Source organism: Archangium gephyra, assembly GCF_042230915.1.
Lineage (GTDB): Bacteria > Myxococcota > Myxococcia > Myxococcales > Myxococcaceae > Archangium > Archangium gephyra_B.
In genome coordinates, this window is the sequence record NZ_CP102578.1 from 2304354 (window position 1) to 2318003 (window position 13650).

8 protein-coding genes are annotated in these 13650 nt (G+C 70.2%); 3 read left to right on the forward strand and 5 right to left on the reverse strand.

Annotated features, from left to right (window positions below):
- Positions 1-2: 2 nt before the first annotated feature.
- Positions 3-5291 carry a beta-ketoacyl synthase N-terminal-like domain-containing protein gene (locus NR798_RS09205; protein WP_375771065.1) on the reverse strand — a complete coding sequence of 1763 codons (5289 nt, stop codon included), beginning with the start codon at positions 5289-5291 and terminating at the stop codon, positions 3-5.
- A gap of 400 nt (positions 5292-5691) precedes the next feature.
- On the opposite strand from NR798_RS09205, the gene gspG reads away from it, so the two are divergent.
- Both gspG and NR798_RS09215 read left to right on the forward strand, forming a co-directional pair.
- Complete coding sequence (gene gspG / locus NR798_RS09210) at positions 5692-6123, forward strand: type II secretion system major pseudopilin GspG (RefSeq protein ID WP_375771066.1); 432 nt, start codon at positions 5692-5694, stop codon at positions 6121-6123.
- A 35-nt stretch (positions 6124-6158) separates the two neighbouring features.
- Positions 6159-6563, forward strand: coding sequence for a DUF5335 domain-containing protein (locus NR798_RS09215; RefSeq protein WP_375771067.1), 405 nt, complete (start codon positions 6159-6161; stop codon positions 6561-6563).
- A gap of 77 nt (positions 6564-6640) precedes the next feature.
- Here the strand turns inward: NR798_RS09215 and NR798_RS09220 are convergent, their stop codons facing one another.
- The 3 genes from NR798_RS09220 to NR798_RS09230 form a co-directional block, all read right to left on the reverse strand.
- A complete protein-coding gene (locus NR798_RS09220; protein WP_375771068.1) occupies positions 6641-8041 on the reverse strand; it encodes an ABC transporter substrate-binding protein in 1401 nt (466 codons plus the stop codon).
- Positions 8041-8862, reverse strand: coding sequence for a hypothetical protein (locus NR798_RS09225; protein ID WP_375771069.1), 822 nt, complete (start codon positions 8860-8862; stop codon positions 8041-8043). The genes NR798_RS09220 and NR798_RS09225 overlap by 1 nt, the downstream gene beginning before the upstream one ends.
- Positions 8863-8981: 119 nt before the next feature.
- Positions 8982-10775, reverse strand: coding sequence for a phosphoenolpyruvate carboxykinase (GTP) (locus NR798_RS09230; RefSeq protein WP_375771070.1), 1794 nt, complete (start codon positions 10773-10775; stop codon positions 8982-8984).
- 228 nt (positions 10776-11003) lie between these two features.
- On the opposite strand from NR798_RS09230, the gene NR798_RS09235 reads away from it, so the two are divergent.
- Positions 11004-12860, forward strand: coding sequence for an SLC13 family permease (locus NR798_RS09235; RefSeq protein ID WP_375771071.1), 1857 nt, complete (start codon positions 11004-11006; stop codon positions 12858-12860).
- Positions 12861-12918: 58 nt separating this feature from the next.
- Here NR798_RS09235 and NR798_RS09240 read toward each other — a convergent pair whose 3' ends face one another.
- Entirely contained in the window at positions 12919-13542 is a 624-nt protein-coding gene (locus NR798_RS09240) for a tRNA-(ms[2]io[6]A)-hydroxylase (RefSeq protein ID WP_043402614.1), read from the reverse strand.
- Positions 13543-13650: the final 108 nt, after the last annotated feature.

Genomic DNA, 13650 nt, shown 5'->3' on the forward strand with positions numbered 1-13650 from the left:
GCCTAGCGACCCTTCACGATCTGCTGGGCGAGCTCGCTCAGCGTCCGGACCGGCTCCGTCTCCGGCGTGGCGGTGCCCAGGCGCGAGGACATCGCCTCGGCCAGCTTGCGCAGCTCTCCGTCCTTCACCCCGGCCTGGCGGAGATCCATGGCCAGGAGCGTGTCGCGGACGGAGCGCGGGCCTCCGCCACCGGAGCGCCTGGCGGGCTGCTCGGGGACGGGCGCGGGCGCGGCGGCCCGGACGGGAGCGGAGGCGGCGGACGCGCTGCCCACGCCCTGCTGCTGCGCGCGCTCGACGATGTGCTCGATGACCTTGCGCAGGGTGTTGAAGTCACGCAGGGCGCGGCTGGGGTCGCGCGTGACGCCGAAGGCCTCGCGGGTGCGCGCGAAGATGTCCACCTGCTTGACGGTGTCGATGCCGAGGTCCGCCTCGAGGTCGAGGTCGAGCTCCAGCATGTCCTCCGGGTAGCCCGTCTTCTCCACCACGTTGCGCAGGAGGATCTCGCGCACCTGCTCGAAGAGATCCAACGAGGCGGCGATGGTGGAGGTGGGCATCACCGGGGCGGCGGGGGCCGGAGCCGGGGCGGGAGCGGCGGGGGCCGGAGCCGCCGGAGCGGGCCGGGCCGCCACGGGTGCCGGAGCGGGCGCGGGCGCGGTGGCCGCGGCGGAGGCGCCGCCACCCGTGGTGATGATGCGCTCGACGATGTGCTCGATGACCTTCTGCAGCGTGTTGAAGTCACGCAGGGCGCGGTTGGGGTCGCGCGTGACGCCGAAGTGCTCGCGGGTGCGCGCGAAGATGTCCACCTGCTTGACGGTGTCGATGCCGAGATCCGCCTCGAGATCGAGGTTCATCTCCAGCATGTCCTCCGGGTAGCCCGTCTTGGCCACCACGGTGTCCAGCAGCACGCGGCGGACCTCCTCCTCCAGCGCGATGGACTTCTGCACCGTGGTCACCTGCGAGGCCGGGGCGGGCTCGGCGGCGGGCGCCTTGGTGGCGCTGGGGGCCGCGGCCTGGCCCGTGCGCAGCTGCTCCACGAGCGCGACGATGGCGTCGAACGTGCGCAGGTTCTCCGGCTGGGCCATGGAGGCGTCCACGCCGAACTCGCGGCCCAGGGCGATGGCCACCTTCAGCGCGGTGGCGGGCTCGAGCACGCCCTCGAGCGGCAGCTGCAGCAGCGCCTGCTCCACCTCAGCGGTGGCGGCCCCGGCGTCCTCCGAGAGCTGGCCCACGCCATTCACGAATGAGTATCCCACCACTCGCTTGAACTGTTCCATGTCACCTACCTTGGGATGAATCGATGCGATGGCGCCATGCTGCTTGCCCTTGAGGATCTCCCGGGTGAACTGGGTGAGAGACCACTTGGGCCCGGCCTCGATGAAGATGCGGGCGCCCTGCTGGTGCGCCTCGCCGATGGCCTGCCGCAGCCGCACGGGCTCGACGAACTGACTGGTCAGGAACGCCGGGTACTCACGCAGCGGCCGGTCGCCGTACTCCGCCGCGTCGATGGTGGAGATGAGGCGCACCGAGGGGGCCCGGAAGGCGAGCCCCTCCAGCACCTGCTGATAGGCGGGGCGCGCCGCGCCGATGAGCTCCGAGTGGTAGCCGTGGGAGACGGCGAGCACGGTGCATTCAATCCCCTGGGCGGTGCAGCGCTCCACCAGGCCGGGCAGGGCGTTGCGGTCCAGGGACACGATGCAGGCGCGCGGCCCGTTGTCCGCCGCCAGCGTGGCGTAGCCGGGCAGGCCTTCGATGAGCGAGGGCACCTCCTCGGAGGGACACGCGAGCGCCGCCATCTGCCCGGGGTCCTCGGTGGGCATCTCCAGCACGGCCACGGTGCGCGAGTGGATGGCGCGCAGGCCCTCCTCGAGCGTGAGGCTGCCCGCGGCCACCAGCGCCGCCAGCTCGCCGGCGCTCTGGCCGATGAGCACGTCCGCGTGGATGCCGTGGGACACCAGCAGCCGGTAGAGGGCCACGTTGACCAGGAAGACGGCCGCGTGGATGTCCTCGTCGTTCTGCCGGTAGCTCTTCGCGTCCTCCGTGTAGAAGCTGCTCGTCAGCGTGCGCCCGGTGAGGCGCAGGTAGACGCGGTCCGCCTCCTCCAGCGTCCGGGCCACCACGGGGTAGGCGCGGGCGAGCGGGCGCAGCATGTTGGCGTACTGGCCGCCCTGGCCGGGGAAGGTGATGGCCACCTTGGCGCCGCGCATGGGCGCGTCCGGGCCCGCCGCGAAGATGCCGGACTGGCTCAGCGGCTCCGGATCCCCGCCCGCCTCCACCGTCTTGCGCAGGAAGTCGCGCTTCTTGCGCAGCTCCTCGCGGGTGCGCGCCGTGATGGCCACGCGCCAGGGGCCCTCGGGCGTATGGCGCGTGTCCTCCACCGGGCCCTGCTGCTCGCACAGCGCGTGGAGCTGCTCCAGGCACGCGCCCAGGTCCGCGCCCGCCACGGCGACGAGCTTCGGATCTCCCTCCGCCGGCTCGCCTTCCTTCTTGCCCGGACGCGAGGGCGGTCCCTTGTACTCCTCCAGGATGGCGTGGAAGTTGGAGCCGCCGACGCCGAAGGAGCTGACGCCCGCGCGGCGCGGGGCTCCACCCGCGGGGGCGGGCCACTCGCGGTTGTCCGTCACCACCTCGATGCCCTGGGGAATCTTCGGGTTGCGCGGCTCGCTCTTGAGCGAGCGCGGGATGACGCGCTCCTGCATGGCCCGGGTGACCTTGATCATCCCGGCCGCGCCGGCCGCGGCGTTGAGGTGGCCGATGTTGGACTTCACCGAGCCGATGAGGATGGGGCGGGTGCGGCCCTCGCTGTAGGCGTTGTGGGTGGACTTCGTCTCCACCACGTCACCCAACGCGGTGCCGGTGCCGTGGCACTCCACGTAGTCCACGCTCGCGGGGGGCACGTTGGCGGCGGACAGGGCGCGGCGCATGGCGAGCGTCTCGCCTATCTCGCTGGGGGGCAGCACGGAGCGGCCCTTTCCGTCACTGGAGCCGGCCACGGAGCGGATGACGGAGTGGATGCGGTCCTTGTCGCGCTCGGCGTCGGAGAGGCGCTTGACCACGAGGATGCCAGCGCCCTCGCCGGGGACGAAGCCGTCGGCCTGGGCGTTGAAGGGCTGGCTGCCCTTGGCGGACAGGGCGTTGAAGCGGCAGCCGGCGATGTAGAACTCGGGCGACATGTCGGCCCACACACCGCCGGTGAGTACCACGTCCGCCTCGCGGTGCTGCAGCAACTTCCAGGCGCCGTGGAGCGCGGCCAGGGAGCTGGCACAGGCCGAGTCCATCACCATGTGCGGCCCGTGGAAGTCGTAGAGCGCGGAGATGCGGCCGGCGTTGAGGCTGCCCAGGTAGCCGGTGAGGCTGTCCTCGCTGATGGGCGGCAGGCCCGCCTTGTAGCGCTCCTCCGCGTTGCGGAGGATGGCGCCGCGCAGCTCCTCGGGCAGGCCGGACTTCTCCAGCGTCTCGCGCAGCTCCCGGGCGAACTCGGCCCAGCGCACGCGCGTGTCGGCGAGGAACTTGATGCCCTGGTACGGCAGGAAGCCCAGGGCCAGGGCCACCCGGTCCCGGTCCCACTTGTCCGGCGAGTACCCCGCGTCCTTGAGGGCCTGCTCGGTGCTCAGCAGCGCCACCACGTGCGAGGGGTCCAACGAGGCCCAGGCCGCGGGAGGAATCCGCATCTCCATCGTCGGCGTGGGCAGCTCATCCAGCCAGCAGCCGAGCTTCGTGTACGTGCGGTCCTTGCGGTCCGGGTGGTGGTAGCGCTCGACCTTCCAACGGTCCTTGGGCACCTCGCGCGTGGCGTCGTGGCCCTCGAGCAGCCGCTTCCAGAGCGACTCGACATTGGGGGCGCCGGGGAACATGCCGCCCATGCCGACGATGGCCAGCGGCTCGGGCTGGGGGCGGCGGCGGGTGGACTTGCGCTCGCCGCCGGGCTGCCAGGCCTCCAGCACCGCGTGGAAGTTGTTGCCGCCGAAGCTGAAGGAGCTGACGGCCGCGCGCGGCAGGGCGCCGGGGCGGAACGGCTGCGCCTTGCGGGGGATGAAGAAGGGGGTGCGCTCCAGCTCCAGCTTCGGGTTGATGCGCTCCACGCCCGGCTGCGGGGGAATCTGCCCGTGGTGCAGCGCGAGCACGGCCTTGAGCAGCCCGGCCCCGCCCGCGCCCGCGCGCAGGTGGCCGATGTTGGCCTTCACCGAGCCGAGCGCGATGGATCCCGCCGCGCCGGTGTACACACTGGCCAGGGCCTGCACCTCGCTCACGTCCCCCACCGGGGTGCCCGTGGCATGGCACTCCACGTACTGGATGGAGTCCGGCTCCACGCCCGCGTCCTCCACGGCGCGGCGCATGGCCAGCGCCTGGCCCTCGCGCCGCGGCGCCACCAGCGACTTGCCCCGCCCGTCCGAGGAGCCGCCCACCCCGCGCAACACCGCGTAGATCGTCTCTCCGTCGCGCTCCGCGTCCTCCAGGCGCTTGAGGGCGAAGAGCGTCACGCCCTCGCCCAGCAGGGTGCCGTCACACTCGTCCGAGAAGGGCCGCACATGGCCCTTGTGCGACAGACCGCCCAGCTTGGAGAAGGCGATGAACTCCAGCGGCGTGAGCATCTCGCTCACACCCCCGGCCACCGCCAGGTCGAACTCGCCGTCGCGCAGCCCGCGCACCGCCAGGTCCAGCGCCGCCAGCGAGGACGAGTAGCCCGCGTCCACCGAGTAGTGCAGCCCCTTGAGATCGAACTGCATGTTGATGCGTCCCACGGCCACGCTGGCCGAGGAGCCCACCACGTTGTCGTCGCTGCACTCCTTGAGGCGCGAGCGCAGCCGCTGCGCGGTGACCTCCAGCACCTCCTGCTGCCGGGTGCCGGGCAGCGCGCGGAACTCGTCCGTGGCGCGCACCGCGTCCAGCATGTCCTCCAGGCGCACGTGCATGCCGCTGTCGCGCTGCCAGCCGAGGCTGGTGGCGCCGAGGATGATGCCGGTGGTGTCCCGGGGCAGCACCCGCACCTCGGAGAGCGCCTGGGTGCCCGCCTCGAGGATCATCCACTGGAAGGGGTTGACCTGCTGGGCGTCGGCCGGCGTCACCTTGTACTTGCGCCAGTCGAAGACGAAGTCGTGGATGAAGCCGCCCAGCTCCGCGTGCGCCCGGTCCGGCATCGTGCGGTCCGGGTGGAAATAGAGCGAATGGTCCCAGGCTCGCGAGGGCACCTTGGTGAGCGACACCCTGCCCGTGGAGATGCTGGCCCAGAAGTCTGCGACGCGAAGGGCGTTTGGCAGGACGCAGCCCAATCCGACCACGGCGATGGCATCCATACAGGTTCTCTCTGTAGACCGGGTTGAACCCAGGAGGGGGGCTCCTACTTGGGCGATGACCACGGGGGGAGTCCAATCCTACCACGTGGCTCGTGAGGTGGATCCGGATGTGAAGGCGCCCGGATTCCGCCTGGGTGCGAGCATGGCCAGGAAGCGAGCCGGCTGGCCGCCTGGGGGGCAGTCACCCGGGCTTTGTTACACGGAGAGCAGTCCCCTCCACTGCCATTGACGGCCTGTCACGCCGTCCCCCCCACCGCCGCGACACGCTGGCGCGCGAGTGCCGCCCGGCCCGCGTCCGGACGCCTCGTTTCCCTCTGGACCCCCTGCGTCATGGCGTTGGGCGCGGCGGTTGCACTGCTGCCCGGTGGCCTGACGGAAGGCCGTACGCGAGGAGAACGACATGAGCCTGAAGACGACGCGCAAGCCGCACCGCCGCCACCCGCGCGGCATGACCCTCATCGAGATCATGGTGGTGATCACCATCCTCGGTCTCATCATGGCCGCGGTGGGCGTGGCCGTCATTCCGCGGCTCGAGGAGGCCAAGCGGGACACCGCGCGCCTGGACATCGCCAACATCCACAACGCGCTGAAGCTCTACTACGCGAAGAAGGGCAAGTACCCCGACACGGGCACCGGCCTGCGCGCGCTGGTGGAGACGCAGACGCTGGAGCAGATGCCCAAGGACCCCTGGGGCAACGAGTACGTGTACCTCAACGAGGGCGGCAAGCCCGTCATCACCGCCTACGGCGCGGACGGCTCGCCGGGGGGCGAGGGCGCGGATGCGGACGTGTCCTCGCGCGAGCTCCAGAAGGACGCCGTGGCGAACAGGTAGCCCCGCACCTAACTTCGAGGGTGCGGAGGTGGGTCATGGGACGTACGATCGAGATTCCGAGGGAGACCTGGGCCGTCTATTTCGACAACCTCAACAAGCGGGCGCTGAGTGAACCCGTCCGGATCGAAGTGGAGAACCGGGACATCGGCGACCAGGAGCTGACTCGCAGGCTTCCCCTGGTGGGGATCGACCTGGAGACGAAGGGCTCCGAGGTGGGCGACATCGAGGTGACGGTGGGTGACGAGCGCAAGGAGCTCATGCACCACATCGACAACCCGGTGCGCGTGTTCCTCAAGGTGGACGACGACGGCAGCATCGACTGCCTGGAGATCGAGGACCAGGAGAACGGCAAGACGCTCGTCTTCTTCGAGGGGAGCGGGGTGCCGGCCCAGTTCCAGCCGGGCTCCAGGGGCTTCGAGGAGTCCGCCCCGAGTCCCTGAGGGGGCTCGAGGGGCGGTGCCCCTGAGTGGCCGTCCCCCGCCCGCGAGTGCGCACGGGCGGGGGGGCTTCCGAGCGTTTACGGAGGCGGCTCGAGGTTGGACGAGAGGGTCACGAAGCCCGAGTCGCCCACCTGCCACAGCTCCACGGGGGCACGCGCCTCGCCGTTGGCGTCGAAGTCCAGGGGGCCGCTGGCACCCTCGATGTTGACGCTGCGGCCCGCGGCCAGCTCCGCCGCGAGGTAGGTGAAGTTGGAGTTGGTGAGCTGGGTGTTGGTGCCGCTCGTGCCGCTGGAGACGCGCGTGAGCGCCTCGGCCATCTTCGCTCCCGTCACCGTGTTGGTGGTGCTCAGGGAGTAGGAGGCGCCCAGGGCCAGCAGGTACATGGCGTCATAGGCGTTGGAGGTGTAGGCGTACCCGGCCGGGTCCTTCTTGTACCGGTCGTTGAAGCGCGCGCTGAAGGTGCTGAAGGCCAGACCCGTGCCCTGGGCCGGGGCGGTGCCATAGAAGCCCCGGGCCTGGCTGGCCGCCACCGGGTCCGCCAGCACGGCCGTGTCCTTCACGCTGTCGGAGAAGAACCAGCGGTGGCCGCTGTCCCGATTGAGGTTGGCCCGGGTGGACGCCTCCTTGAGGATGGCGACCGCGTCATCCGCGAAGCCGATCAGCACGGTGACGGCCGGGCGGTACGTCATGTCGAGCGCATCCATCACCGACTTCACGTCGCCCTTGCGCTCATAGGCATAGGGCCGGTTGGCCACCAGCGGGCTGAGCTGGTCGGAGATGATGTTGGAGAGGCCCTGCCCGTACAGGTCGTCCACGTAGAGGATGCCCACCTTGGACGGCAGGCCGAAGCGGCTGTCGGTGCGCAGCAGGTGGGCGATGACGCTGCCCTGGATGGCGTCCGAGGGCGAGGTGCGCCACAGGAGTCCCACCGGGCCCCCGTTGGTGTCCTCCTTCGCCGTGAGCTCCGGCGAGGAGGCGCTGTAGCTCATGGTGAGCACGCCCGCGGGGAGCGTCACATCCGCCACCGCGAGCGTCTGGCTGCTGCCGGCCGTCAGCACCGCCGCCACCTTCTTGTCGTTCACCAGCCATCGGGCCTGCTTCTCGGCGACGTCCTTGTTGCTCCCGGTGTCGCAGAAGTAGAGGGCGATCTTCCTTCCGCCCAGGGTCCGCTGGTTGACCTCCTCCAGCGCGAGCAGCACGGCGTTGAAGCCCTGCACGTCGGACTCGTCCATGCTGGCACCCGCCTCCGGGCTGGTGTGCAGGGGGAAGAGGCCGCCCATCCGGATGGCATCGGCGTCGGTGGAGCCGTAGGGCGTGGCCAGGCAGCCAGCGGGCAGCGGCAGGCAGACCTGCTGCACGCACACCTGATCGCTCGCGCAGTCCTCGCTCGTCTGGCACTCGTCGAGCCCGGCCGCCGTGGTGAAGCTGCACCCGGTGGCCAGCACCGACATCACTCCCGTCAAGAACAGCGCGCGCATCAGAAGCTCACCTCCACACCGGCACCCATGCCCTGGGGCGCGGACGTCAATCGGGCCTTGCCGGGTTTTTTCGTCACGGGCTCCTTGGGGTAGAGCAGGATGGCGGCCACCGCGCCCACCACGCCCACCCCGAAGCCGATGTCCGCCAGCAGCGCGTTGCTGCGGGTGGCGCTCTTGGCCGCCAGCTTCGTGTCCAGCTCCCGGGCCGCGCCGAACTCGGTGCGCGAGCCATTGGCCTTCAGCCCGAAGACGGTCCCCATGCCCACGCCCGCCAGCGCCACCCCACCCAGGGCGAAGGACGTCACCTGCATGCGCTTGCGCGAGGCCTGCGCGTCCTCGTACGCCACCTTCAGTCGCTGCTGGTTGGCCTCGTCGGTGCGCCGGGCCGCCTCCCGCTCCGCCTCCGCCCGCCGCTGGGCCGCCTCGGCCTCGGCCCGCAGCCGCTTGCGCTCGGCCTCCGACGCCGCCGACGCCTTCTCCTCCTTCTCCTTCTGCAACCGCAGCCGGTCGATGGCCAGGCGCGAGCGCTTGCGCAGCTGCGCGTCCTCCCCGTCCGTCAGGTACTTCTCGTAGTAGGAGATGGCCTCCGTCTCCTTGCCGGCCTGATCGTACGCGCGGGCGATGTTGTAGATGATGCGCGTGTCGGGCAGCGACTCGCTCGCCTTCTCCAGCAGCGCCGCCGCTTCCAGGTACTTCTTCTGATCGTACAGGCGCTCGGCCTGCTTGATGAGCTCCTTGGGGTTGCGCGAGCCACCCCGCTGGGCATGGGCGGGGGCGGGCGCGAGCAGGAGGGCCGCCAACAAAACCAAGACCAATCGCATGGTCGCGGAGCCTACCCCTGAACTCCCCACCGGGCGAAGGGGGCCCGGAAACGGCGGGGCCGCCCCACCTGGTGGCGGGACGGCCCCGGAAGACGGCGGGTCCTACATGGGCCGCTGGCTCAGCTGCCCAGACGGGAGATGAGCAGCTTGCGCTGCAGCGTGAGCGCCTCGGGGGCCTTGAGGCCCAGGGACTCGAAGAAGGGCTCCTGGCTCTTGAGCTCGGTCTTCCACTCGTCCTCCTTGATGGAGGTCACCTCGGCGACGGCCTCCGGGGAGAGGTCCAGGCCCTTGAGGTTGAGGCCCTGGTCGGCGCGCGGCACCCAGCCCAGCAGCGTCTCCTCGGTGGGGACGCGGCCGTGCACGCGGTTCACGATCCACTCCAGCACGCGCATGTTGTCGCCGAAGCCCGGCCAGATGAACTTGCCGTTCTTGTCCTGGCGGAACCAGTTGACCTGGAAGATCTTCGGCGGGTGGGCGATGTTCTTCTGCATGTCCAGCCAGTGCTGGAGGTAGTCACCCATGTGGTAGCCGCAGAAGGGCAGCATGGCCATGGGATCGCGCCGCACCACGCCCACCTTGCCGGTGGCGGCGGCGGTGGTCTCACTGCCCATGGTGGCGCCGAGGAACACGCCGTGGGTCCAGTTGAAGGCCTGGATGACGAGCGGGACGGTGTTGGAGCGGCGGCCGCCGAAGATGAGGGCGGAGATGGGAACGCCCATGGGGTCGTTCGCCTTGGGGCTGAGCACCGGGTTGTTGGAGGCGGGCGCGGTGAAGCGGCTGTTGGGGTGCGCGGCCTTCTCCGTGCTGCCCTTCTTCCAGGGGCGGCCCTGCCAGTCGGTGAGCTCCTCGGGGACCTCGCCGTCCATGCCCTCCCACCACACGTCGCCGTCGGCCGTCATGGCCACGTTGGTGAAGATGGTGTCCTTGGCCACGCAGGCCATGGCGTTGGGGTTGCTCTTGGAGTTGGTGCCGGGGGCCACGCCGAAGTAGCCGGCCTCGGGGTTGATGGCCCACAGGCGCCCGTCCGGGCCCGTGCGCATCCAGGCGATGTCATCGCCCACGGTCTCGATCTTCCAGCCCGCGTACTCCTTGGGCGGAATCATCATGGCGAAGTTCGTCTTGCCGCACGCGGACGGGAAGGCGGCCGCCACGTAGGTGGTCTCCCCCTTGGGGCTGGTGACGCCCAGGATGAGCATGTGCTCGGCCAGCCAACCCTCCTGCTCGCCGAGGTAGCTGCCGATGCGCAGGGCGAGGCATTTCTTGCCCAGCAGCACGTTGCCACCATATCCGCTGCCGATGCTCCAGATGGTGTTGTCCTGGGGGAAGTGGCAGATGAAGCGGCGGTCCGGGTTGAGGTCGCCCGTGCTGTGCAGGCCGCGGTTGAAGTCGTTGGAATCGCCGAGCATGTCCAGCGCGGCCTTCCCCATGCGGGTCATGATCCGCATGTTGAGCGCGACGTAGACGCTGTCGGTGAGCTCCACGCCAATCTTGGCGAAGGGGCTGCCCAGCGGGCCCATGACGTAGGGCACCACGTACATGGTGCGGCCCTTCATGGCGCCGGTGAAGAGGTGGGTGAGCTTGGTGTAGGCCGCCTCGGGCTCCATCCAGTTGTTGGTGGGGCCGGCGTCCTCCTTGTTGGTGGTGCAGATGAACGTGAGGTGCTCCACGCGCGCCACGTCATTGGGGTTGGAGCGGTGCAGGTAGCAGCCCGGACGCTTCTGCTGGTTGAGGGGGATGAGGATGCCCTCTTTGACGGCCAGCTCGGTGAAGCGCTTCTTCTCCTCCTCCGAGCCGTCACACCAGACGATGCTGTCCGGCTGGGTCATCTGCGCCATCTTCGCCACCCAGGCCAGCAGCTCCGCGTTCTTCGTGGGAGCGTTGCCCTGGAGCGACGCGGTTTGGGTCGAAGCCATTCGCTTGTCTCCTCAGTTGGTGGGCGAACCTTCCTGGGACCCCCTTGTAAAAGCAACAACGCCTCGGGTGAATCCTGTCCCGCCGCTGCCACGTTCCTTCAATTTCACTTATTGAGCCTCCATTATTCAGTAGAAGACGTTCGCCCCGATGAGGCTCTCGGCTAGCGGACGTTCGAGGCGGGAGGGGTCTCACCTCCGGGCACATGCGGCCCCAGGTTGGGGGCCTCCATGACCATCGCCATCGTGCTGGGCATCGTGCTGGTCGCCCTGGTGCTCTTCTCCATCGACGTCGTGCCCATCGAGGTGAGCTCGCTGGTGGTGGTGTGCCTGCTGGCGGTCACCCGGGTGCTGACGCCCGAGCAGGCCTTCGAGGGATTCAGCAACGACACGGTCATCTTCATCTTCACCCTGCTGGCGATGACGGAGGGGCTGGCCAGCACGGGGGTGGTGCACCTGGTGGGGCAGCGGCTGGCCTTCTTCGCGCGCTACGGGCACCAGACGTTCGTGCTGGCGATGATGGTGGTGGTGGCCATGTTCTCCTCCATCGTCTCCAACACGGTGACGACGGCGGCCTTCCTGCCGGTGGCCATCGGCGCGGCGCACCGCGCCAAGGTGCCCAAGAGCAAGGTGCTGCTGCCGTTGGCGTACGCCTCGATGCTGGGAGGCATGGTGTTCCTGTACGGCACCTCCACCAACCTGGTGGCGTCCGCGGCCTTCCCGCGCTTCGGGCTGGAGCCCATCGGGGTGGCGGAGCTGTCGCCGGTGGGCTTCCCGGTGGCGGTGATTGGCATCCTCGTGGTGGTGCTGCTGGGGCCGGTGCTGCTGCCGGCGCGGGTGGGCAAGGGCACGGTGGCCGACTGGTCCCTGCGCGACTACCTCACCGAGGCGGAGCTGCCCCCGGACTCGCGCTACGCGGGCAAGGCGCTGGCGGAGATCACCGAGGGCCTGGGGCTGCGCGTCATCGGGCTGGTGCGCGAGGGGCAGTCGCTGCCGGCCGTGCCGACGTACCGGCTGGTGGGGGACGAGCGGCTCATCATCGAGGGCAACCGCGAGGACATCCTGCGGGTGAAGGACCTCAAGGGCATCGAGATCCGCCCGGACATGCGGTTGTCGGACACGGACCTGCGGCCCCAGGACACGCTGCTGGTGGAGGCGACGGTGCCCACGGGCAGCCCGCTCATCGGCCGCAGCCTGAAGGAGACGCTCTTCCTGGAGCGCTACGGCCTGGTGGCGCTGGCGCTGCACCGCAAGCCCGCCATCCAGCGGCTGACGAAGCTGCAGCTGCTGGGGCGGCTCTTCGGCGGGCAGTCGCTGTCCACGCTGCCCCTGTCGGCCGGTGACGTGCTGCTGCTGCGCGGCCCGCGCGAGAAGGTCCAGGAGCTGTCGGACGGCGTCAACCTGCTCATCCTGGGCGACGTGGCGTACCAGCCGCCGCGCTACACCAAGTCGCTGCTGGCGGTGGTGCTCTTCCTGGGCGCGCTCGCGGCGGGCACCTTCAAGCTGATGCCGCTGTCGGTGGCGGGGCTGGCGGGAATGCTGGCGATGATCGCCACCGGGTGCGTGGACGCGCGGCGCGCCTTCCGCGTGGACTGGCGCGTGGTGCTGCTCATCGGCTCCATGCTGGCGCTCGGCGTGGCCATGGAGGAGAGCGGGGCGGGCAAGTTCCTCGGCAACCACGCGGCGAGGCTCGGCGAGTACGGAGGCCCGCGCACGGTGATGCTCTTGATGATGGCCCTCACCATCCTGTTGTCGGCGCCCATGAGCAACCAGGCCGCGGCCCTGGTGATTCTGCCGGTGGCGGTGGGGGCCGCCACGAAGCTGGGCGTGGACCCGAGGCCCTTCGCCATCGGGGTGACGCTGGCGGCCAGCTGCTCCTTCATCACCCCGCTCGAGCCGAGCTGCGTGCTGGTGTACGGCCCCGGCCACTACCGCTTCACCGACTTCTTCCGGCTCGGCACGCCCCTGACGGCCCTGCTGCTCGCCTTCCTCGTGGTGGCGGTGCCCCTGGTGTGGCCCTTCCAGAAGGCCGGGCCCGAGCCGGTCCGTGCCCGGGAGCCGGTGAGCGAGCGCGTGGTGCCACCGTAAAGGAGGGGGTGGAGTCCCGATACCCGCTGGTTGACGCGATTCCGCCGGGTCCTGGTGCTCAGTGGATGGCGGCGCGCAGGCCGATGCGCTCGAGCACCTCGGCCTCGAGCACGAGCAGCTCGTCCAGCCGCGTGCGCACCGGGGCCTCGTCTCCGCCCGCCGCGGTGACGGCCAGCCGGTAGAAGAGCGACTGGTGCCCATCCTCGGACTGCGCCAGCTCTCCGTAGAAGCGGCGCAGCATGGGATCTTCCAGGCCCTCGGCCAGCAGCGAGAGGCGCTCGCACGAGCGCGCCTCGATGACCGCGGCCACCAGCAGCCGGTCCACCCTGCGCCCGTCCGCGGAGGTGCGGACGAACTTCTGCAGCCCCTGGGCGTACGGGTCGCCCGCGTCGCGCCCCAACGTCAGGCCCCGGGCCGCCATCAAATCCAACACCCGGGCCAGGTGCGCGCTCTCCTCGCGCGCCAGCCGCGCCATCTGCGCCGGCAGGCCGGGCAGGTCCGGGTACACCTGCAGCAGCGAGAGGGCATTGGCCGCCGCCTTCTTCTCGCAGTGGGCATGGTCCACGAGCACCTCGTCGAAGCGCTCGAGCGCCAGGGGCAGCCAGCGGGGATCCGAGGGAACTCGGAGGATGACGGGGCCCTCTCCGGACAGGGGACGGCGCTCAGGGGTGGGACGGGACATGGTGCACTCCGGCGGGGGGCGCGGAGTGTAACCGCCTTGCTCGCGGACGCTACTCCTGCCGTAGCGGGGCCCCAGGGTGGGTTGGTCTGGCTACCCACCTTCCGGGCG

Excerpts from the sequence above, each read along its gene's own strand:
- NR798_RS09230 (WP_375771070.1), bottom strand. The coding sequence starts at position 10,775 with ATGGCTTCGACCCAAACCGCGTCGCTCCAGGGCAACGCTCCCACGAAG.
- NR798_RS09240 (WP_043402614.1), bottom strand. The coding sequence starts at position 13,542 with ATGTCCCGTCCCACCCCTGAGCGCCGTCCCCTGTCCGGAGAGGGCCCC.
- NR798_RS09225 (WP_375771069.1), bottom strand. The coding sequence starts at position 8,862 with ATGCGATTGGTCTTGGTTTTGTTGGCGGCCCTCCTGCTCGCGCCCGCC.
- gspG (WP_375771066.1), top strand. The coding sequence starts at position 5,692 with ATGAGCCTGAAGACGACGCGCAAGCCGCACCGCCGCCACCCGCGCGGC.
- NR798_RS09205 (WP_375771065.1), bottom strand. The coding sequence starts at position 5,291 with ATGGATGCCATCGCCGTGGTCGGATTGGGCTGCGTCCTGCCAAACGCC.
- NR798_RS09235 (WP_375771071.1), top strand. The coding sequence starts at position 11,004 with ATGACCATCGCCATCGTGCTGGGCATCGTGCTGGTCGCCCTGGTGCTC.
- NR798_RS09220 (WP_375771068.1), bottom strand. The coding sequence starts at position 8,041 with ATGCGCGCGCTGTTCTTGACGGGAGTGATGTCGGTGCTGGCCACCGGG.
- NR798_RS09215 (WP_375771067.1), top strand. The coding sequence starts at position 6,159 with ATGGGACGTACGATCGAGATTCCGAGGGAGACCTGGGCCGTCTATTTC.